Origin of the sequence: Brevundimonas sp. NPDC046655, assembly GCF_044901625.1 — a bacterium.
Classification (GTDB): Bacteria; Pseudomonadota; Alphaproteobacteria; order Caulobacterales; family Caulobacteraceae; genus Brevundimonas.
Map to the genome: position 1 here is coordinate 1,239,055 of NZ_JBJDPV010000001.1, position 20,379 is coordinate 1,259,433.

Consider the following 20,379-nt stretch of genomic DNA (forward strand, 5'->3'; position numbering starts at 1 on the left):
GGGTTTTTGTCTCACACCCTCGGGGGGGGGGGGGGGGCGGGGGGGGGGGGGGGGGGGGGGGGGGCGGTGGGGGGGGGGGGGGGGGGCCCCCCCCCCCCCCACGGGCCGAAGCGTGACGATGGCCGCGCCGCCCTCCGCCCCAGCGACCATCAGTCCGTTGCGCGGGATACGATTTTCCCCTAACGGAATTTGATCTGGGAATTTTCAACTTGCCGCGACTGATCCGCCTCCTTTGCATCTATCTCGGCGTGACCATCATGGTCGCGGTGCAGATGCATGGGGTGCTCAACAACCAGCACCGCGTCCAACACGGCACACAGTTCCCCGGCGTGTCCTATGAGGCCATGGCGGACGTGGCCCACGACCACGATCATCACCCCGATCAGGTCCAGGCCGGTGAAACGCCGGGAAGCGACGCGTCTCTCGACGCCGCCGATAATGGCCAGGACGCCCCCTATAATCATCACCACAACGGCGGCGGCGATATCCACCTCGCCTTGACCAGCCCGGCGCATCCCGCCGGATCCGGCCTCATGGCCGCCGTCGACCTGGGGCCTTCGCCTCACGCCCTGCCGCCCGGCCTCACCGGCGACGGCCCTTCACGCCCTCCAAGACACGCGCGCCTGATCGCCTGATCCTGCGCGGCCGCTCGGCCGCGCGCGCCCCTGTTCTGGAGACTATCCTTGAGACATCCCATGTCCGGCCCCGCCGGATCGTGGGCGCGTCGTGCGGCCGTTTCGGCCCTCGCGCTCACACTCGCGGCGGCCTGGCCGCCCGTCGAGGCGCTCGCCCAGGCGACGCCCGCGACCGCCCCTGCCCGCCCCCTTCCTCTGGAAGAGGCCCTACGCCGCGCCGTCGGGGCCGATCCCGCCCTGGCCGGAACCGCCGCTCGCACAGAGGCGGCGCAAGCCGGCGTGCGGCAGGCTGACGCTCGCCCGAACCCTGTCGTCGGCCTGATGGTCGAGAACCTCCCCACGTTCGGCGGAGGAGACATTCTCGGCCGAACCGAGACGACCCTCTCCTATGAGCAGCGCCTGGAGAGAGGCGGAGACCGTTCCGCCCGGGTGACGCTGGCGCGCGGAGAAACCGGTCTCGTCGCCGCCCAGGCCCGCGTGGCCCAATTGGACCGGCTTGAACGGGTCCAGCGCAACTGGTCCGAAGTCCTGACGGCCGAAGCCCAGCTGGAGATCGCCCGCGAACGGCTCGTCCTGGCCGAGCGCTTCCAGACGGAAGTGCAACGCCGGGTGAAAGCTGCGCGTGACCCGCTGTTCGCCGGAGCCCGCGCCGAAGCCGAACTGGCCCAGGCCCAGATCGACTTCGACCAGGCCGAGATCACGGTGCGCATGGCCCGCATCACCCTGGCCAAGTTCTGGGACGGCGGCGCAGATTTCGTCATCGGCGCCGCCGCGTTCGAGGACGTCAGCGCCGCCCGCGTCGCGGCGGGCGCGCCCGCCCAGGCCGATCTGGACGTCTTCGCGGCCCAGCGTTCCATCGCCGAGGGCCGCGCCCGCGTCGAGGAGGCGCGCGCTGTTCCCGACCCCACGGTCAGCGTCGGCGTCCGGCACATCTGGGACAGCGAGGTCGCCCTCGTCGTCGGCGGATCGATCCCCCTGCAGCGTTATGATCGAAACCAGGGCGCCATCGACCGCGCGCGCGCCGAAGGCCATGCCGCTCAGGCGGACATGAACGCCTTGCGCATCGACCGCGAACGCGAGATCGCCCGCCTGCAGGTCCAACTGCTGGCGCGGGCGAACGAAGCCCGACGCATCGCCGAGGAAACCCTGCCGCAAGCGCAACGCGCCGTGACCCTGGTCCGGGACGGCTTCGCGCGCGGCGGCTTCACCTACAACGACGTCATGAGCGCCCACACGGCCCTGTTGCAGACCCGGGCGCGCCGCGTGACGGCGCTTCAGGCCTTCCATCTTGATCGCGCCCGCCTTGACCGGCTGACCGGCGCCCATGCCGATCTGATCGGCCCGGAGATCCAACCATGATCCGCTCCATCTCCGCCCGCCTTCTCGGCGGGGCGGCCATGGCCGCCTGCGCCCTGGCCCTCTCCAGCTGCGGCGAGCGCGCCAAGCCGGCCGAGGGCGGCGAGGCCGAAGCGGCCGCCGCCGCCGACTATGAACGCGGCCCCCACAACGGCCGCCTGCTGCGCGACGGCGACTTCTCGCTCGAGATCACCATCTATGAGGAAGGTCCCGAGCCCCTGTTCCGCCTCTACCCCTACCTCAAGGACAAGCCCCTCGATCCCGCCCTTGTGTCGGCCGACATCGCGCTCACCCGCCTGGGCCCCAAGGTCGACCGTTTCCAGTTCACCCCGGAAAAGGACTATCTCGCCAGCCCCGGCGTCGTGTTCGAGCCCCACTCCTTCGACGTGGCCGTGAACGCGACCCAGGCCGCCAAGCGCTCGACCTGGACCTATCAGTCCTATGAAGGCCGCACGGTCATCACCCCGACGGCCGCCCAGGCCGGCGGGGTCACGACCCAGACGGCCGGCCCCGCCGTCCTCGGGGAAAGCCTGCCGCTCAGCGGGCGCGTCGAGATCACGCCGGAAGGCCAGAGCGAGGTCCACGCCCGCTACCCCGGTCGGGTCGTGGCCATGAACGTCCAGCTCGGCCAACGCGTCACGCGCGGCCAGGTCCTGGCGCGCGTGGAATCCAGCGAAAGCCTGCAGACCTACGCCGTCACGGCGCCGATCTCCGGCGTCATCCTGGCCAAGAACGCCAACCCCGGCGCCATCACCGGCAACGGCGCGCCCATGCTGGTCATCGGCGATCCGACCCGGCTTCACGCCGAGTTCTTCCTCTATCCGCGCGACGCCGAACGCGTGCGTGTCGGCCAGAGGGTGGAGGTGACGAGCCTGGCCGGCGAACACCGGGCCAGCGGCGTGATCGAAGCCATCCTGCCGTCGGATGACGTCCTGAGCCAGACCCTGGTCGCCCATGTCGAGCTGCCCTATCAGAACGGCGTCTGGCGTCCGGGTCTGGGCGTCCAGGGATCGGTCCAGGTCGGCGAAGGCGAGGCGCCGCTCGCGGTGCGGACCAAAGCCCTCCAGCCCTTCCGTGACTTCACCGTCGTCTACGCCAGGGTCGGAAACACCTATGAGGTGAGGATGCTCGAACTGGGCCGCCGCACCGACGAATGGACCGAGGTCCTCGGCGGCCTGGAGCCCGGGACCGAATATGTCGTCGACGGCGCCTTCCTCATTCGCGCGGACATCGAAAAGTCCGGCGCGAGCCATGACCACTAGGGGGCGCGCGCATCATGCTTGATCGCATCATCGCCCTGTCGATCCGCTTCCGATGGCTCGTCATGGGGCTGGTCCTCACGGCCTGCGTCGTCGGCGTCTGGAGTTTCCAGCGCCTGCCGATCGACGCCACCCCCGACATCACCAACGTCCAGATCCAGATCAATACGGAGGCGCCGGGCTATTCCCCGCTGGAAGCCGAACAACGCATCACCTTCCCCGTCGAGACGGCCGTCGCCGGCGTGCCGGGACTGCAATACACCCGCTCGGTCTCGCGCTACGGCCTGAGCCAGGTGACCGTCATCTTCGACGACGGCACCGACATCTATTTCGCTCGCCAGCTGGTGAACGAACGGCTGCAAGGCGCGCTCGGCCAGCTTCCGCCGGGGATCACACCGGAGCTGGGTCCCATCGCCACGGGGCTGGGCGAGATCTTCATGTATACGGTCGAAGCCGAGCCCGGCACCCGGAGGCCCGACGGCCAGCCCTATTCGACCGAGGACCTGCGCACCCTGCAGGATTGGGTCATCCGGCCCCAGCTTCGCAACACCCGTGGGGTCACCGAGGTCAACACCATCGGCGGCTATGAGCGGCAGTACCACGTCACCCCGCGACCAGAGCGGTTGTCCGCCTATGGCGTGACCATGGCCGAGATCGTCGAGGCGCTGGAGAAGAACAACGCCAACGTCGGCGCGGGCTATGTCGAACGCTACGGCGAACAGTATCTGATCCGGGTGCCGGGCCAGGCGACCAGCCGCGAGGATCTCGGCGCCGTGGTCATCGCTACGCGCGGCGGCGTGCCGATCCGCGTCGCCGACGTCGCGGACGTCGACATGGGCGAGGAGCTACGGACGGGGGCCGCGACCGAGAACGGCAAGGAGACGGTGCTGGCCACCGTCCTGATGCTGGCGGGCGAGAACAGCCGCGTCGTGGCCCAGGCCGCCGCGGCCAGCCTGGAGGAAGCCGCCAAGGCCCTGCCCAAGGGGGTGAAGGCGTCGCCGGTCTATGACCGGACCGACCTCGTCGAGCGGGCCGTCAAGACGGTCGAGAAGAACCTGGTCGAAGGCGCCCTGCTCGTCATCGTCGTCCTCTTCCTCCTGCTCGGAAACATCCGCGCCGCCCTGATCACGGCGGCGGTCATCCCCATCACCATGCTGATGACGATCACGGGCATGGTGCGCACCGGCACCTCGGGCAATCTGATGAGCCTGGGGGCGCTGGACTTCGGCCTGATCGTCGACGGCGCCGTCATCATCGTCGAGAACTGCCTGCGTCGCTTTGGTGAGGCCCAGCATCGTCTGGGGCGCATCCTGACCCGAGAGGAAAGGTTCGAACTGGCGGGCTCCGCCTCCAGCGAAGTGATCCGCCCCTCCCTGTTCGGGGTGATGATCATCACCCTCGTCTATGTGCCGATCTTCGCCCTGACCGGGGTCGAGGGCAAAACCTTCCATCCGATGGCCATCACCGTGGTCATCGCCCTGACGGCGGCCCTGCTGCTGTCCCTGACCTTTGTTCCCGCCGCCGTCGCCATGTTCGTCACGGGCAAGGTGGAGGAGAAGGACAGCTTCCTCATGCGCTGGGCGCGGATCGGCTATCAGCCCGCGCTCGACTTCGCCCTCAGGAGCCGCAGGCTGATGGTGGGGCTGGCCGTAGTCCTCGTCGTCATCGCCGGCTTCGGCGCTTCAAGAATGGGCTCGGAGTTCGTGCCCAATCTCGACGAAGGCGACATCGCCATGCACGCCCTGCGCATTCCGGGCACCAGCCTGACCCAGGCCGTCCAGATGCAGACCGCGCTGGAGGCCCGTCTGGCGAAATTCCCCGAGGTCGAGCGGGTCGTGGCCAAGATCGGCACCGCCGAAGTCGCCACCGATCCCGTTCCGCCGTCGGTCGCCGACACTTTCATCATGCTGAAGGACCGCAGGGACTGGCCTGATCCCCGCAAGTCGCGCGGGGACCTGGTCGCGGAGATGGAAGCCGCCGTCAGCGAGATTCCCGGCAGCAAATACGAGTTCACCCAGCCCATCCAGATGCGGTTCAACGAACTGCTGTCCGGCGTTCGCGCCGACGTCGCCGTCAAGATCTATGGCGACGATCTGGACGAACTCCTGCGGCTGGGCGCCGAGGTCGAGGCCGTCGTCGCTTCAGTCGAGGGATCGGCCGATCCCCAGACCGAGCAGATCACCGGCCTGCCGGTGCTGCAGATCACGCCTGATCGCACCGCCATGGCGCGCCTGGGCCTGAGCCTCGACGACGTCCAGTCGGTCATCTCGACCTCCATGGGCGGCACGACCGCGGGCCAGATCTTCGAGGGCGACCGTCGCTTCGACGTGGTGGTCCGCCTGCCGGAAGACCTGCGCTCGGACGTCAACGCCATCGGCCGCCTGCAGATTCCCCTGCCGGCCGCCGAGGGCCAGGCGCGCCGGTTCATTCCCCTGAGCGAGGTCGCCGTGATCGAACTCGTCAAGGGGCCGAACCAGATCAGCCGCGAAAACGGCAAGCGCCGCATCGTGGTGACAGCCAATGTCCGCGACCGCGATCTGGGCTCCTTCGTCGGCGAGGTGCAGAAGCGGATCGAAGCCGACGTGGTCGTCCCTGCCGGCTACTGGGTCACCTACGGCGGTACGTTCGAACAGCTGATCTCGGCGGCCAAACGGCTCCAACTGGTGGTGCCGGCGGTGCTGCTGCTGATCTTCGGCCTGCTGTTCGCCCTGTTCCGTTCGGTCAAGGACAGCGCCATCGTCTTCTCCGGCGTGCCCCTGGCGCTCACCGGCGGGGTCGCGGCCCTGATGCTCAGAGGCCTGCCGCTGTCGATCTCCGCCGGCGTCGGCTTCATCGCCCTCTCGGGGGTGGCGGTGCTGAACGGGGTGGTCATGGTCACCTTCATCCGCAGCCTGATCGCCGAGGGCAAACCCCTGGGCGAGGCCCTTCGCGAAGGCGCCCTGACCCGGCTGCGGCCGGTGCTGATGACCGCCCTGGTCGCCAGCCTCGGCTTCGTGCCCATGGCGCTCAACGTCGGGGCCGGCGCCGAGGTCCAGCGCCCGCTGGCCACGGTCGTGATCGGGGGGATCATCTCCTCAACCCTGCTCACCCTGCTCGTGCTGCCAGCCCTCTACAGCCTGGTGCACGGGCGATCGAAGCCTGACGGGACCACGGGCGCTGCACCCGGCGGCCTGGCCCGCTTCGATCCCCGGCGCTTCCTGCCTTTCAGCCGCCGGCCCTGAGGGCGTCCGGGCGGCGCGGCTTCGGCCGCGCCGCCCCCTTCCTCCCGCACACTCGATTTCCGCCCAAGAGGATTCACATGACAATCGCGTCCCGCCACGACCCCTGGTCCTGGCTGAAATCCCCAGCGACGGCGCTTCTGGCCGTCCTCATCTTCTTCATCATCGACGGCGCCGCCGCCCAGGCGCTCGCCCACGGCGTGGCCGAGGGCGACAAGGGCTATATCCAGGAAACCTCCGGGATCGTCTTCTGGCCGTTCGTCTATCTCGGCGCCAAGCACATGGTGACCGGGTACGACCACCTGCTGTTCCTGTTCGGGGTGATCTTCTTCCTCTACCGGCTGAAAGACATCAGCATCTACGTGACCATGTTCGCCATCGGTCACTCCACGACCCTGCTGCTCGGCGTGCTGACCAACATCAGCGTCTCCAGCTACCTGGTGGATGCGATCATCGGCCTGTCGGTCGTCTACAAGGCGCTCGACAACCTGGGCGCCTTCCAGCGCTGGTTCGGCTTCCAGCCCAACACCAAGGTCGCCACCCTGGTGTTCGGCCTGTTCCACGGCTTCGGCCTGGCCACCAAGCTGCAGGACTTCCAGCTGTCCCCCGACGGCCTGTTGGTCAATCTCGTCGCCTTCAACATCGGCGTGGAGATCGGCCAGCTTCTGGCGCTCGGCGCCATCCTCATCGTCATGGGTTTCTGGCGCCGCAGCGAGAGCTTTTTCAAACACGCCTATCTCGCCAACGTCGTCCTCATGACCCTCGGCTTCATTCTGACGGGCTACCAGCTCGTCGGCTATTTCGTCGCCTGACCGGAGACCTGAACCATGTACAACGCTGACAAACCCCGCCTGTCCGACCTGCCCACCACGGGTCAGTTGCTCCGCTCGACCGGCATCGCCGCCGTCGTCGCCGCCGGCCTGCTCGTCACTGTCGTCCTGCCGTCCGAGTACGGCGTCGATCCGACCCGGGTGGGAACGGTCTTCGGCCTGACCGAGATGGGCCGGATCAAGGTCTCCCTGGCTGCGGAAGCCAAGGCGGACGAGGCGATGGACGCCGCTGCAGCCGCGGCTCCGATCGAGGCGAGTCCAGCGCCCGTCGTCGTCGCTGCGGTCGCCCAATCCGCGGCCGCCAGCCCGGCGCCCGACGCCGCCTCCGGCCAGCGCACCGATGAAACCATACTGACCCTGGCGCCCGACCAGGGCGCCGAAATCAAACTGGTCATGACGGAGGGCGCCAAGGCCCGCTTCACCTGGACGAGCAGCGGCGGACGCCTGAACTTCGACACCCACGCGGATCGCCCCGGCGTCTCCTACCACGGCTACGGCAAGGGCTCGTCCCAGAGCGAAACCGGCGAACTGACGGCGGCCTTCACCGGCAGTCACGGCTGGTTCTGGCGCAATCGCACGGGCGCACCCGTGACAGTCACCCTCAAGACCGAAGGTGCCTACACCGAAGTGAAACGCGTCGTCTGATCCACAGGGGGTTCACGCCTTCGTCGTCGGCCGGCGGTTCCGCCGCCGGTCAATGACAGAGACAGGAGAGCGAGCGGCCTCACCGCCTGGACCACGGCCAGCGCCTGTGTCGCTCGTCGATCACATAGGGATCGGCATGCGTAGTCTCATCCGTCCCCTTGTCCTGCACGTGATCCTGCAGGTGCGGATCGCCCCGCCCGCCGCAGCAGCCAGGCTGATCGCCAGCAGTCCGCGCAGACACGGCGCCAGGGCGAAGAGACCAACGCCGTCGGTCAACCGCCGGAGGAAGGGGCGCGCGCGTCTGGCTGAGGGCCGGCAAGGTGGCGCTGACGACAAACAGGCCGATATGACGAAGCCGACCGAGGTCGCCGAGGTTGTTGTAGCTCCTGAAGGCCAGAAGGACGGCCACCACCCACACCCTATGACGGCGTAGAAATCATCGACTTAAATTTCGCAACCCATCAAACGGGGTGCACCGCTTCGGTGTCGAACAGCGCCTCGATGATGGGGCAGTCCGGCGTCGAGCCTTCGGCGCAACGGGCCACCATGTCGGAAAGAACCCGCTCCATCGCCCGCAAGCTGACGATCTTGGAGCGCACATCAGTCAGGTGCACGGCGGCCACTTCGCGGACCTCGGTACAGGGTCGATCCCGCTGTTCCGCCAAGTCCAGCAGGGCTCGAACCTCATTCAGCGTGAAACCGAGATCACGAGCCCGCCGAACGAAGTTTAACCGAAGGAGGTGCCCCCCGCCGTAGAGGCGGTGCCCCCCGTCGCTGCGAGCCGGCGCAGGGATCAAGCCGATCCGCTCATAGTAGCGGACGGTCTCGATGTTGACGCCGGTTCGGCGCGACAGCACGCCGATCGCGAACTGCGGCGTCGTGTCACGCAGGGCGAATTTGTCCATCGAAGATAAAGCCCTTGTATCTGTAGTCGCTACAGACCCTATCTTGCCTTCATCACCAAGAGAAGGAGTGGGCAATGGCCGCCTCGGACGGCATCGAGAACCCCAACGGAAACGCCGCGGCCCCAGCCGACAAGTCGTCCAGCCGTGCGTGGCTGGCGGTTGCAGGCCTTGCTGCCGCGATCGGCGCGTCGTCCTGCTGTGTTCTGCCGCTGGTGTTGTTCGCGCTCGGCGTCAGCGGGGCCTGGATCGGCAACGTCACGGTCCTCGCGCCCTATCAACCCTATTTCATCGTTGCGGCGGTGGCTTTCCTGGGTGTCGGATTCTTCCGCGTCTATCGTCGTCCTCGCACCGCCTGCGCCGAAGGCGAGACCTGCGCTCGACCGGGCTCCACCCGCCTTGTCAAGATCGCGCTTTGGGCGGCGTCCGTGCTCGTCGCCATCGCCGTCGCATTTCCCTATGTTGCGCCGCTGCTACTCGGCGCGTGAGTTCCTGGAGATCAAGGCCATGACCCTTTCCATCCGCGCCGCCCTTGCAGTTGCAGCGGCGCTTTTCACTGCCGAAACGGCGCAGGCGGCCGAACGCACGGTGACGCTGGATGTCACCAATGTGTCCTGTGTGACGTGCGCCCCTATCGTTCGACGCGCTATCTCGCGGGTTCCGGGCGTTACGGCTGTATCCGTGAACCCTGGCGACGCCGGACGGGCCGTGGCGACCGTGACCTACGACGACGTGCGAGTGACGCCGACAGTCCTGGCTCAGGCCTCGACCAACGCCGGCTATCCCGCGCGTGTTCGGGCCAGCCACTAGCGGAACCAGGTTTCGCTAGTGGGCGTCATCGGCACGAACATCGGCGGCGCCATGCAGTTCTACTTCCTGACGAGCCCACCCGTTCCGGCCTTCCCTGCCGTCGCGCCGTAGCGGGCCGCCAGGCCTGTCCGGTTGCAGGCCGCCCGCCCAACGGCGGACACAAGATTTGAAAGCACCGAGCAGTATGAGTGACTGTCGCCCTCTCTCCCGGAACGCCGCAGAGACCTATGATCTGGTCGTGATCGGCGCTGGCTCAGCCGGCTTCTCCGCCGCCATTACGGCAGCCGAAGAGGGAGCGCGGGTAGCGCTCGTCGGCGCCGGAACGATTGGCGGGACCTGCGTGAACATAGGCTGCGTGCCGTCGAAAGCGTTGATCCGCGCGGTGGAGCCCCTGCACCAGGCGCGGGCCGCAAGCCGTTTCGACGGCGTGAGAGCCACTGCTGAAATCAGCGCCTGGTCCGAGGTGATCCGCCAGAAGGACCAACTGGTGAACGCTCTGCGTCAGGCCAAATACGAAGATGTCCTGCAAGGCTACGACGCCATCGCCTACCACGAAGGCGCAGCCAGGCTCGTCTTGGGCGGCGTGGAGGTCGGCGATGTCCGGCTCACCACCGACAAGGTGATCATCGCGACGGGATCGCGACCGGCGATTCCGGCGATCGCTGGGATCGACACTGTCCCCTATCTGACCAGCACGACCGCGCTCGAACTGGAGGCGCTGCCGCAGTCCTTGCTGGTGATCGGTGGTGGATACATAGGCGCGGAATTGGCTCAGATGTTCAGCCGGGCCGGCGTGCAGGTCACGCTCGTGTGCCGGTCACGTCTGTTGCCGGAAGGTGAACCCGAGATCAGCGAGGCGCTGCAACGCTACCTCTCAGACGAGGGCGTCACCGTGGTTGTCGGGGCGACCTACGAGGCTATCGCCCATTCGGAAACGGACGTGTCGCTCACCCTTACGCAGGGCGACAGCCGGAGGGTGCTCACCGCCGAGCGCGTGCTCATGACGACAGGCCGGATCGCCAACTCGGACGGCCTGGGTCTTGCCGAGTCGGGGGTCAGCGTCTCCGAAAACGGAGGAATCGTCGTGGACGACCGGATGCGCACGACCCGCCCCGGCGTCTACGCCGTCGGTGACGTCACCGGGCGTGACCAGTTCGTCTATATGGCGGCCTACGGTGCCAGGCTCGCTGCTCGAAACGCGCTCAACGGCGACAGTCTGTCCTACGACAACAGCGCCATGCCGGCGGTCGTGTTCACCGATCCCCAGGTGGCGACAGTCGGGCTCACGGAAGCCGCCGCACGGGCGGCCGGGCATGATGTCCAAACCTCGATGATCACCCTGGATCACGTCCCGCGCGCGCTCGCGGCCAGAGACACGCGCGGGCTCATCAAGCTGGTGGCGGATCGCGGCACGCGGCGGCTCCTCGGCGCGCACATTCTTGCTCCGGAAGGGGCCGACAGCATCCAGACCGCAGCGGTGGCCATCAAGTGCGGAATGACGGTGGAGCAGTTGGGCGACACGATCTTCCCCTATCTCACGACCGTCGAGGGCCTGAAACTGGCGGCGCTGACGTTCAACAAGGACGTCGCCAAACTCTCTTGCTGCGCCGGTTGAGGGCCAAGACGCGATGCTTCCCGCTGCGACGGCTATCGGCTGCTGCGCGCCGGATCAGACGCTCTTCATCGAAACAGAGGGGTCCGCCAGCAGGACCGGATCCACTGGCGTCGCCTTGCCGATCAGCAGCCGTCCGCCCATGAAATCGGCCGGGGCGTTGACCGCTTCGACGCAAACGATGCGGTCGCCATTCAGGTGGAAGACGGCGAAAGCGCCGCTGGCCGGATCGCCACGCACCACCTGATGGTCGGCGTCAAACGGAAGGCCGGCGATCTGAAGCTTGACGTCATACTGGTCCGACCAGAACCAGGGCACTTCGGCCGCCGGGGGCGCTCGGCCGACGATGGCGGCGGCGGCCTGCTTGGCCTGTTCCAGGGAGTTCGGAACGCTTTCCAGCCGATGCATCCGCCCGCCGTGGACCGGGATGGGCCGATGGGTGACGTCGCCGATGGCGTAGATTGAGGGATCCGCCGTGCGGGCGTTCTCATCCACGACCACGCCGTTCTCACAAGGCAGACCCGCCGTTCGCGCCAGGGCTTCGCGCGCCAGGGCGCCGACGCCGACCAGAACCGCGTCCGCAGCGATCAGGGTTCCGTCCGCCAGCCGGACGCCTTCGGGGCGAACGCCGCCGCCCTCAAAGCCCGACACCTCGGCGCCGGTCAGAATCTCGACGCCGCGCGCCCGGTGATAGTCGGTGAAGAAGGCGGACAGGGTTTCCGACGCCACGCGCGCCAGCACCCGGTCCATGCGCTCGATCACCACCGCCTCGGCGCCGAGGGCGCGGGCCGAGGCTGCCGCCTCCAGCCCGACATAGCCGCCGCCGACCACGGCCAGACGCTTGCCGGGGGCGAGCGCAGATTTCAGTCGTTCGGCGTCGTTCAGCGTGCGCAGTTCCATGAGGTCGGGGCGGTCGGCTCCGGGGATGGCCAGCTTGCGCGCCATCGAGCCCGTGGCCAGGATCAGCACGTCGTAGGCTTCGACCACGCCGTCAGCGAAGGTCACCGCCTTGGCTCCCGCGTCGATGGCGGTCGCGGTGACGCCGGTGCGCAGGTCGATCTGCTGCTCGGCGTAGAAGCTCTCGGGGCGCAGCAGCAGGTCCTCCAGACCCGCCTCCCCCTTCAGCCAGGCCTTGGACAAGGGCGGTCGCTGATAGGGCGCCGCCGCCTCCTCGCCCGCCAGGACGATCTCGCCCGCAAAGCCATACTGCCTCAGCAGCGCCGCCGCCGAGCCCCCCGCGTGTCCCGCGCCGATAATCAGAACCCTGGTCGAGTTTGCAGACATTGAGCCCCTGCTTCCTGATTCCACATTTTCGTCAGAAGCGACGTCCGTCGCAGCGAATTTTGTAAATGGCGCAGGGCTCCGCCTCGCGCCGTCCGTCCGCCAGGGCCGCCATCTCCTGGAACAAGAGGCCCAGGGCTCGGTCGAGCCCGGGTCGGCGTCCTAGTCCGAAGCCTCTGCAGGGTCCGAGGGCGCGAACCGCGCTCCGAGATCATAGGCTTCCCCTGGAAAGGTCAGTCGAACGAAGGTGATGCGCTCCGCTCGCCGCCACGTCCGGCGTTCGAGGGAAAGGCAGGCCGCAGCAGGATCGATCCCTAGGGTCAGCGCGGTTGCGCGGGACACGTTCACGGCTCGGATTCTGTGCTCGGCTTCCGTCCAGGGAACGCGCTCCAGCAGCCATGTGCCGGGCGGACCCTGGGTAAAATCGGCGTCCCGGGCCTGGGGCACGGAGGCCAGGCTGATCAACCGTTCCTCGAGCGCGAAAGGACGACCGCTGCTGCGGTGGAGGCAGCGCAACTCGATCACCTCGCCGGATGCGGCGAGTGCAAGTTCTTCCGCGTCCCGCTTGTGCGCGGCCCGGACCTTCCGGGACAGGAGTTCGAAATCATAGGGTTCGCCGCGATTGAGAATCTCGGCCTGTATGTCCGGGATATCCAGCACGAAGGAATGTATCCGCGGCCGCGCCACAAAGGACCCGAAGCGTCGACGGCGTATGATCATGCCCCGTTCCGCCAGCGGCGCGAGGGCCTTGTTCACGGTCATGCGCGAACAACCATACTCCTCCATCAGCTCATGCTCGAAGGGGATGCGGAACCCGGGCGACCATTCGCCCGACAGGATGCGGTCGGCGATGTCGGAGCGGATGCGTCGGTGGAGCGTGAGATCCATGGAGTCGTTCCTCCCCGTCATGTCCGTTAATCGGGCCAAGCTTCAGCTTGGCCCGCATTGGCCGCCAATCCAACAGGAAGGCGCCGGGGCGCAGAACGCCCCGGCGCAGTCTCAACGGCGGCGCTGCAGCCATTCGATCCCGTCATGGATATAGGCGAAATCCTGGCGTCGGAAGGCGCTGAACAACATGATGAAACCGCTCAGGGCCAACCACAGACACCCGGTGGCGATGATGATGATCAGCGGATGGTTGAAACTCTGGCGATCCGTGTAGTCCATGATGTGGATCATCCAGAAGAAGTCCCAGAGCCGCCAGGTGTTGGTCTTGGCGCCCGCGACCTCGCCGGTGACGGCGTTCAGGATCAGGGTCGTCTTCTCCTTGTCCGCGAACTCGACCCGCCAGGCCGGAAGCGCGAAATCTCGCGTCTCCAGCGTCGGCTTCTCGACCAGAGCCACGGAGGTCACCGGCGCTGTGCCGTTGAAGGCTGCGACGGCCAGCGTCTTGGCGCGGGCGTCGTCGATGACGATGCGGCGACCGTCCACGGGGTCGACCAGTTGGACGCCGCTGGGCGTCGTGGCGGCGTAAACCCAGGCGTCTTGCAAGGGACGCAGCTCGATCCGGGAAATCGGCTGGCCCACCGCCTGGGCGACCTGAGCCAGCGACAGCACCCCAGCGGGCGTGGGCGACGGCGTAGAGTGGACGATGGAATCTTCACCAGCCACCTTGCGGTGATCGATCAGCGCCATGGCGGCGCCGCTGATGGCCCAGAGCAGAAATTGAAGACCCAGGACCAGGCCGAACCATTTGTGCAGTCTACGGATTAGAAACATCTGATGATCCTCACGCTGCGGCTTTGCGCACGCGGCGCTTGCGACGGAAGCTGTAGAGCAGGAGCCAGGCCCCGGTGAGGGAGGTCACCACCATCATCCAGGTCGCGACCTTGAGCAGGATGTTGTTGACGTTGTCGCGGGTCTCATAGTCCATGATGTGGAACATCCAGACGAAGTCGAACGTGCGCCACAGGTCATGACGCTTGGCCACGAGTTCGCCGGTCTGGGGCGAGATATAGAGGGTGGGCCGCCACAGGCCTTCGAACTGCACCCGCCAGATCGGCGCTGGACGCCCCCTGATCTCGCCGGGGATTTCGTACAGCAGCTCCATTTCGCGGACACCGCCATCCCCTGCGTAGATCTGCTCGGCGCGCCGCCGTGCGCCGGCTTCGTCGATCAGGGGCAGCTTCTCACCGGACCGGGCGTCGAACAGGGACCGGCCGCTCGTCTGGCTGACGATATAGACAGGCTGTCCCAGCTGCTGGTCGAGACGCAGGCTTTGAGCGCCGCCGGCAGTCTTGAGAATGACCGCAGGATCGACCAGGCCGCCCATGGAAATCGGTTCGGCGACGGGTGTCCGCACCAGATGATCGCCATGGATAATGTCGATATGGACGGCGGTCATGTAGAGGCCGCTCACGACCCAGAAGAGGGCCTGAACGCCGATGATCAGCGCAAGCCACTTGTGGGCTTTTCGCGCTACGGAAGGCCAGCGCACCATTTGATACTCACTGTTTGGGGGACGTTGAAACACCAGGCGGGAGCCATGGGGGGGCCGCCCGGTGTTTCTGGAAGTGGCAGGTTAGTTGAACTGATAGGTCAGGCGGACGTAGCCGCGACGGCCAAGCAGGTCGTAGGTCATGGTGTCGGTATTGCCGTCGGTCCAGCTCTGGATGAACGGCGCCTTCTTGTCGAAGAGGTTGTCGATGCCGAAGGCGATGTCAGCCTTCTCACCCAGGCGATAGGCGAACTGGGCGTTGTGGTAGAAGAGGTTCGGCGTCTCATAGCCGATGTCGCCCGGCGCGGCGTTGAAGTCCGTGGCCTTGCCGATCAGTTGCACCGAATAGGTCGCCGTCCAGCGATCATCGACAACCGAGGCGCTGACGTTCGATCGCCAGTGGGGATAGCCGCCGTTGCCGCCGCCGATATGGCCGTCGAAGATGATCGGATCGGCGCCCAGGAAAGGCGTCACGACATATTCGCCGAGATAGGTGGTGTTCCAGTCGAGGCTGGCGCGGCGGTCGCCGAGATCAAAGGCGTAGCGCGCCCCGATGTCGACGCCCTTCATGGTTTCCAGGCCGGCGTTGGTCGGCTGGGCCGAGAGGAAGTTCACTTCGCCGGTCAGGGGACTGCGGGTGAAGTTGTTCGGGCCGCAGAAGGGGTGGTTCATGCCCGGCGAGGCGTAGCAGATGGCCAGCTTGGTGGACCCCGGGATGGACCGGATCGCGTCTTCGATCTTGATGTCGAAATAGTCGACGGTCAGGGACAGGCCTTTGACCTGCTCGGGTTGCCAGACCAGACCCAGGGTGAGGGTCTCGGCCGTTTCGGGCGAGAGTTTCTGATTGCCGCCGACCGTGGTCAGGACCGTGTTGCCGAGTTGCACATAGTTAGCCGGCACGCCGGAAGCCTGGCAGTTGGCGATCAGCGTCGCGTTTCCGCTGGTGCTGTAGCGGCTGCACGGATCAGTCGTCGTCAGATTGCCCTCTGCAACGCCGCCGAACAGTTCGGGAACGCTTGGAATCCGGAAGCCGGTGCCGAAGGTGGCCCGCAGGCGAAGACTGTCGACGACGCTCCAGTTCAGGCCCAGCTTGTAGGTGGTGTTGCCGCCGAACAGGTCATAGTCCGAATAGCGGACGGCCGCGTCGAGCTCGAGCCTTTGGATGAACGGCAGGTCGGACAGGAGCGGCGCCGACAGTTCGACATAGGCTTCCTTGGCCTTGGTCGAGCCGGCGATGGGGTCCTGCTGGTTGGTGTTGGCGATACCCAGAACGGTGAGGGCGTCAGGATCGCGCCAGCCCTTTTCCTCGCGGTAGACGAGACCCGCCGCGGCGGCGAGCGGTCCGGACGGGAGCTGGAGCACCGTGCCGGTGACGTCGAGCGTGACGCTGCGCTGCTCATTCCCCCCGGTGTCGCGCGAGGTGAAGAGGATATAGTCGAGCACCTCCTTGCTGAGGTCTCCGGCGCCCAGATAGTCACCGCAGGGGATGGCCGCGCCCGCCGCGTTGCTGCAGACGGCGGTGTTCAGGGTTTCGCCGACCCGTTGAAGGTTGGCGATATTGGTCATCCCGTCGACGCCGGTGTTGCGTCCCCAGTTGACGGCGGCTTCCCAGGTCCAGTCGCCGGCGATGGCGCCCCGGGCGCCGCCGACGAACCGATAGGTGTCGGTTTCCTGGAAGAAGTGACGCGGCCCCGGTTCGGCGAGACGCCGTGCAATGAGGGTGATGTCCTGACCCGTCGGGTTGGTCGGATGGGACGCCGCGATCTTCAGGTTCCGCAGGGCCCCTGGCGCTGCGAGCTGGTTGCTTTCCCTGTGGGTGAAGAAGACTTCGCCGAACAGGCTGACGGTGTCGGTCAGCTGGTAGTCGGCCAGGATGGCCGTGCTGAGGCGCTCGATCGGCGACACGGCGTTGAGGAAGGGGTTGCCGTTATAGTTATGCTTGGCGGCGTTGTAGGGTTCGAAGAAGTCCCCGTCGCCGCCCGGGATCTGGTTGAAGTTGATCTGCTGGCCGTTGGGAAGCACGGCCCGGCCCCCGAGCGTCGTGGCGCTCGCGACGCAGGCCAGCTTTCCGTTGATCTCGCCCAGCCCGCAGGGAGCGCGGCTCGCCAGGTTGACGGCTTCCGTCTTCTGATAGGTCAGGGCGGCGGTGACCCCGCCGCGGTCGCCGCGCATGCCCCACAACAGGTCGAAGGAGAGGTCCTGGCCGTCACCTTCGTCCGTGACGCCATACTTGCTTGAGAGCTTGAGGCCCTCGAAATCGTTGATGGTGACGATGTTGACCACGCCCGCGACGGCGTCGGCGCCGTAGATGGCGGAGGCGCCGTCCTTCAGCACGTCCATTCGGCCGATAATGGCGGTCGGGATCATGTTCAGATCCGGAGCGCTGTTGGCGCCCGTGCCGCCGTTGACGATCCGCCGACCGTTGATCAGCGTCAGGGTCCGGTTGATGCCGAGGCCTCGCAGATTGACCTGCGCCGTGCCGTAGCCGTTGCCGGTCCAATAGGAGTTGGTCTGATTGCCGGCAGCCCCTGCGGACGACGGCAGTCGCTGCAGCAGCGCCTCCACGTTCGTGATCCCCGTACGCTCGATATCCTCGCCTGTGACGACCGTGGCGGGACCGACCCCGCTGATGTCCTGGCGCTTGATCCGGCTGCCCGTGACGACGATTTCGCCGACGTTGGTCGTCTCGGCTTCCTGCGCGAATGCGGGCATTCCGCACATGGTGGCGGAGATTACCGCACCTGCGAACAAGAGCCTCTTTTTCATGCGGTTCATGGTCATTCCCCTCGCGTTTCGGCCCAGACGAACCGGTCCTGCATCGCCACGTTCCGGTTGGGCGTCAGGGGAGTCAAGTCATGTATATACATATGAATGCCGCCAAACCGTCATGTTTCATGCCCGCATTCGACAGATGTGCGCAAAAAGATGACGCATTCCACTCAAAATAGACACAGAATCGTCACCTCGTTGGTGAGGGTGGGTTGGACGTGACTATTTTCCAACGCGCCAAATGATGACGCATGAACTCATTGTGCGTCGCACAAATCCAAAGATGACGCCGGAAGATCCAATACGCATTTCCGTACCGGAACCCTCAAAATATTTCAGGAGCGCGAGATTATTCTGGAAGGCTGGCGACTCGGGCCGTCGACGTCGCAGCGCTCGGGTCGGTCATTGCCCCGCGTCCTGAACGAGGGTCCGCAAGGTCTGAGATGTACGGACCGGTTCAACCCTATGGATGAGCGATACGCCCGTGACCCAAGGCCTCCCCCTCCCCGGCCGGCCCGGATTCGATCTGGACGGCGGCGTGATCGATGCCATGGACGTCGTTCATCTGCGCCAGAACCGCACGACGAACCCGCTCAGCGTCCCAGCCTTCGGCAAGAACCAGGTGAACGGAGCCGTTCACATCATCGCTGCTGACGCCCCAAAGGTGCAGGTCATGGACCTCGGCCACCCCCGGCACGGCGGCGATCGTCGCTCGCACAGCCTCCAAGGACAGGTCCTTGGGCACGCCTTCCAGCAGGATATGGGTGGTGTTCTTCAAGAGCATCCAGGTGCGCGGCAGCACCCACAGACCGATGCCGATCGCGACCACCGGATCAATCCAGGCCCAGCCCGTCAACATGATGAGGACGGCCCCGCCGATCACCCCGACGGAACCCAGCATGTCGGCCCAGACCTCGAGATAGGCCCCCTTCACATTCAGGCTGGCGTTCGCACCGGAGGCCAGCAGCCGCATCGACACCAGGTTCACGACCAGGCCCAGGGAAGCCACGACCAGCATCCCGACGGAGCCGACGGGTTCGGGCGCGAAAAGGCGCAGAACGCCTTCATAGAGGACGTAGCCCGCCACCAGAAACAACAGGACGGCGTTGAAGGCGGCGGCGAGGATTTCGAACCGACGATAGCCGAAGGTCCGCACGGAGTCTGCCGGCCGCTCGCCAATCTTGATCGCCGCCAGCGCGATCGCCAGCGCAGCCACATCGGTGAACATATGGGCGGCGTCCGATAGCAGGGCCAAACTCTTGAACACCACGGCCCCGACGACTTCGGCGATCAGAAAGGTCGTCGTCAGGACGAGCGCCCACATCAGGCGTTTGCTGCTGGCCCCTGCCCCATGAGCATGTCCTTCGGCCATAGCGGTCTGCTCCTGGTCAGGGCTTCCAAGCTTCGCCCTCAAATGATCATTGGCGAACACGCCTCGCCTCGCAACAATCATGATCCTGCGGGCTTCTATCCTCATGGACCTCGCCCCTATCGAAGACACGTCAAACGCACAGCTGAACCGACGTCCCGATCGTCAGGGAACAGACGCTGCGGAGTCGTTGGAACAGAGACAGGGATGCCTTGATGATCCAGCCCCTGGATGTGTGATCTGGATCAACGCAACGGCGCCGCCAATGAGCAAGCTAGACGGACATGCTCGACGCCCTGCGCCGCCGGCATGCAAGGACTGGAAAGGAGAACATCCATGACCTACCGCGACATCATCGTCGATGCTACGCCAAGGGACGGTCTCGTCCAGACCCTGGAGCGTGCGCGCGACCTGGCCGCAGGGTTCGACGCCCGACTGAAGGCGGTGTGTTTCGCCTGGCCCCGGACGTCGGTGCTCAGGACGGCTCTGGCGAGCAACCCCCTGTCGGTCCTGGAAGAGACCCGAAGAATGGACGCCGCCCTCGCCGGCGCCCACGACGCCTTCCTCCAGGTGTTCGGCTCCGGCTCGAAAACCGCCGATTGGCTTTCCGGCATGGGGGAGCCCGGTCCCCCCTTGCGCGATCATCTGCTCACCGCCGATCTGCTCGTCACCTCGTCGGCGCCGCCGATGGCCTGTGCGCTTCCCAACGCCGGAGAGCTCGCCCTGCACGGCGGCGGCCCCGTTCTCCGTCTTGGAGCGGCGGCCGCAAGCGGCGATCTCTCGAATGCGGTCATCGGCTGGAAGGACGCGCCCCAGGCGAGACGCGCCCTGCATGATGCTCTGCCGCTGCTCCGGCGGGCTCAGACCGTCACCGTGGTCGGGGTCGGCGACGAGGTCGAACAAGGCCAGCTCGAAGACGTCGCCGCTCATCTGAAGCGGCACGATGCGCCGGCCGCCGTCCGCCATATACCGGCGACCGCGGGATCCACGGGCGCCGCGGACCTCCTCGCCGAAGCCCACCGTCTCGGCGCCGACCTGATCGTAACGGGGGCCTTCGGTCGCGGTCCCCTGGCGCAGCGCATGTGGGGCGGCATGACGAGCGGTCTTCAGGACGACGCCGAACTATCGTGGCTGATGTCGCATTAGGTCCACCCATGCGCTCCACTCGCCTGGGAAACGCCGCCTTCCGTCTGCGACGGGAAACAGATCGCCTGGCGTTTCCGTGGGTCGGTTAAAGACCCTAGCCGAACGATCGG

General features: G+C 66.5%; 17 protein-coding genes. 10 read left to right on the top strand and 7 right to left on the bottom strand.

The genetic code is table 11. From position 1 onward, the window contains the following. Positions 1-209: 209 nt before the first annotated feature. The 6 genes from ACI2KI_RS06135 (at position 210) to ACI2KI_RS06160 (ending at position 7,943) form a co-directional block, all read left to right on the top strand. A complete protein-coding gene (locus ACI2KI_RS06135) occupies positions 210-635 on the top strand; it encodes a hypothetical protein (protein WP_207826193.1) in 426 nt (141 codons plus the stop codon). 60 nt (positions 636-695) lie between these two features. Continuing rightward, positions 696-1,994: a TolC family protein gene (locus tag ACI2KI_RS06140; protein WP_046652900.1), complete on the top strand. Its 1,299-nt coding sequence runs from the start codon at positions 696-698 to the stop codon at positions 1,992-1,994. Further along, positions 1,991-3,253, top strand: a complete 1,263-nt coding sequence (locus ACI2KI_RS06145) for an efflux RND transporter periplasmic adaptor subunit (RefSeq protein ID WP_046652901.1) — start codon at positions 1,991-1,993, stop codon at positions 3,251-3,253. Before ACI2KI_RS06140 ends, ACI2KI_RS06145 begins: the two co-directional genes overlap by 4 nt. A gap of 14 nt (positions 3,254-3,267) precedes the next feature. Beyond that, on the top strand, positions 3,268-6,471 hold the full coding sequence (locus ACI2KI_RS06150) for an efflux RND transporter permease subunit (RefSeq protein ID WP_178826551.1): 3,204 nt from the start codon (positions 3,268-3,270) through the stop codon (positions 6,469-6,471). Between the two features lie 77 nt (positions 6,472-6,548). Next, a complete protein-coding gene (locus ACI2KI_RS06155; RefSeq protein WP_003164980.1) occupies positions 6,549-7,280 on the top strand; it encodes a HupE/UreJ family protein in 732 nt (243 codons plus the stop codon). 15 nt (positions 7,281-7,295) lie between these two features. After that, on the top strand, positions 7,296-7,943 hold the full coding sequence (locus ACI2KI_RS06160; protein WP_003164981.1) for a hypothetical protein: 648 nt from the start codon (positions 7,296-7,298) through the stop codon (positions 7,941-7,943). A 461-nt stretch (positions 7,944-8,404) separates the two neighbouring features. Here ACI2KI_RS06160 and ACI2KI_RS06165 read toward each other — a convergent pair whose 3' ends face one another. Continuing rightward, positions 8,405-8,848 carry a helix-turn-helix domain-containing protein gene (locus ACI2KI_RS06165; protein ID WP_003164983.1) on the bottom strand — a complete coding sequence of 148 codons (444 nt, stop codon included), beginning with the start codon at positions 8,846-8,848 and terminating at the stop codon, positions 8,405-8,407. A gap of 74 nt (positions 8,849-8,922) precedes the next feature. On the opposite strand from ACI2KI_RS06165, the gene ACI2KI_RS06170 reads away from it, so the two are divergent. From ACI2KI_RS06170 to merA, 3 genes are all read left to right on the top strand, one after another. Next, positions 8,923-9,333: a mercuric transporter MerT family protein gene (locus ACI2KI_RS06170; RefSeq protein ID WP_003164984.1), complete on the top strand. Its 411-nt coding sequence runs from the start codon at positions 8,923-8,925 to the stop codon at positions 9,331-9,333. A gap of 19 nt (positions 9,334-9,352) precedes the next feature. Next, a complete protein-coding gene (locus ACI2KI_RS06175) occupies positions 9,353-9,655 on the top strand; it encodes a heavy-metal-associated domain-containing protein (RefSeq protein WP_223850727.1) in 303 nt (100 codons plus the stop codon). Between the two features lie 238 nt (positions 9,656-9,893). Beyond that, entirely contained in the window at positions 9,894-11,270 is a 1,377-nt protein-coding gene (gene merA, locus ACI2KI_RS06180; protein ID WP_280523757.1) for a mercury(II) reductase, read from the top strand. Positions 11,271-11,324: 54 nt separating this feature from the next. Here merA and ACI2KI_RS06185 read toward each other — a convergent pair whose 3' ends face one another. From ACI2KI_RS06185 to ACI2KI_RS06210, 6 genes are all read right to left on the bottom strand, one after another. After that, positions 11,325-12,551, bottom strand: a complete 1,227-nt coding sequence (locus ACI2KI_RS06185) for an NAD(P)/FAD-dependent oxidoreductase (protein ID WP_178826553.1) — start codon at positions 12,549-12,551, stop codon at positions 11,325-11,327. Between the two features lie 159 nt (positions 12,552-12,710). Further along, on the bottom strand, positions 12,711-13,436 hold the full coding sequence (hutC, locus tag ACI2KI_RS06190; protein WP_035285203.1) for a histidine utilization repressor: 726 nt from the start codon (positions 13,434-13,436) through the stop codon (positions 12,711-12,713). A gap of 111 nt (positions 13,437-13,547) precedes the next feature. Further along, positions 13,548-14,267 (bottom strand): PepSY domain-containing protein, encoded by a 720-nt coding sequence (locus ACI2KI_RS06195; RefSeq protein ID WP_178826555.1) that lies wholly within the window; start codon positions 14,265-14,267, stop codon positions 13,548-13,550. A 10-nt stretch (positions 14,268-14,277) separates the two neighbouring features. Further along, positions 14,278-14,988 (bottom strand): PepSY domain-containing protein, encoded by a 711-nt coding sequence (locus tag ACI2KI_RS06200; protein ID WP_178826557.1) that lies wholly within the window; start codon positions 14,986-14,988, stop codon positions 14,278-14,280. Positions 14,989-15,069: 81 nt separating this feature from the next. After that, positions 15,070-17,697: a TonB-dependent receptor gene (locus ACI2KI_RS06205; protein WP_225910413.1), complete on the bottom strand. Its 2,628-nt coding sequence runs from the start codon at positions 17,695-17,697 to the stop codon at positions 15,070-15,072. 520 nt (positions 17,698-18,217) lie between these two features. Beyond that, positions 18,218-19,126 (bottom strand): cation diffusion facilitator family transporter, encoded by a 909-nt coding sequence (locus ACI2KI_RS06210; protein ID WP_178826559.1) that lies wholly within the window; start codon positions 19,124-19,126, stop codon positions 18,218-18,220. Positions 19,127-19,459: 333 nt separating this feature from the next. Between ACI2KI_RS06210 and ACI2KI_RS06215 the strand changes: the two genes are divergently transcribed. Next, positions 19,460-20,269 carry a universal stress protein gene (locus ACI2KI_RS06215; protein WP_178826561.1) on the top strand — a complete coding sequence of 270 codons (810 nt, stop codon included), beginning with the start codon at positions 19,460-19,462 and terminating at the stop codon, positions 20,267-20,269. The last annotated feature ends 110 nt before the right edge of the window (positions 20,270-20,379 follow it).

Bases quoted from the DNA above. Each gene is read 5' to 3' on its own strand.
- ACI2KI_RS06140 (WP_046652900.1), top strand. From the start codon at position 696: ATGTCCGGCCCCGCCGGATCGTGGGCGCGTCGTGCGGCCGTTTCGGCC.
- ACI2KI_RS06145 (WP_046652901.1), top strand. From the start codon at position 1,991: ATGATCCGCTCCATCTCCGCCCGCCTTCTCGGCGGGGCGGCCATGGCC.
- ACI2KI_RS06150 (WP_178826551.1), top strand. From the start codon at position 3,268: ATGCTTGATCGCATCATCGCCCTGTCGATCCGCTTCCGATGGCTCGTC.
- ACI2KI_RS06155 (WP_003164980.1), top strand. From the start codon at position 6,549: ATGACAATCGCGTCCCGCCACGACCCCTGGTCCTGGCTGAAATCCCCA.
- ACI2KI_RS06160 (WP_003164981.1), top strand. From the start codon at position 7,296: ATGTACAACGCTGACAAACCCCGCCTGTCCGACCTGCCCACCACGGGT.
- ACI2KI_RS06165 (WP_003164983.1), bottom strand. From the start codon at position 8,848: ATGGACAAATTCGCCCTGCGTGACACGACGCCGCAGTTCGCGATCGGC.
- ACI2KI_RS06170 (WP_003164984.1), top strand. From the start codon at position 8,923: ATGGCCGCCTCGGACGGCATCGAGAACCCCAACGGAAACGCCGCGGCC.
- ACI2KI_RS06175 (WP_223850727.1), top strand. From the start codon at position 9,353: ATGACCCTTTCCATCCGCGCCGCCCTTGCAGTTGCAGCGGCGCTTTTC.
- ACI2KI_RS06185 (WP_178826553.1), bottom strand. From the start codon at position 12,551: ATGTCTGCAAACTCGACCAGGGTTCTGATTATCGGCGCGGGACACGCG.
- hutC (WP_035285203.1), bottom strand. From the start codon at position 13,436: ATGGATCTCACGCTCCACCGACGCATCCGCTCCGACATCGCCGACCGC.
- ACI2KI_RS06195 (WP_178826555.1), bottom strand. From the start codon at position 14,267: ATGTTTCTAATCCGTAGACTGCACAAATGGTTCGGCCTGGTCCTGGGT.
- ACI2KI_RS06200 (WP_178826557.1), bottom strand. From the start codon at position 14,988: ATGGTGCGCTGGCCTTCCGTAGCGCGAAAAGCCCACAAGTGGCTTGCG.
- ACI2KI_RS06205 (WP_225910413.1), bottom strand. From the start codon at position 17,697: ATGCCCGCATTCGCGCAGGAAGCCGAGACGACCAACGTCGGCGAAATC.
- ACI2KI_RS06210 (WP_178826559.1), bottom strand. From the start codon at position 19,126: ATGGCCGAAGGACATGCTCATGGGGCAGGGGCCAGCAGCAAACGCCTG.
- ACI2KI_RS06215 (WP_178826561.1), top strand. From the start codon at position 19,460: ATGACCTACCGCGACATCATCGTCGATGCTACGCCAAGGGACGGTCTC.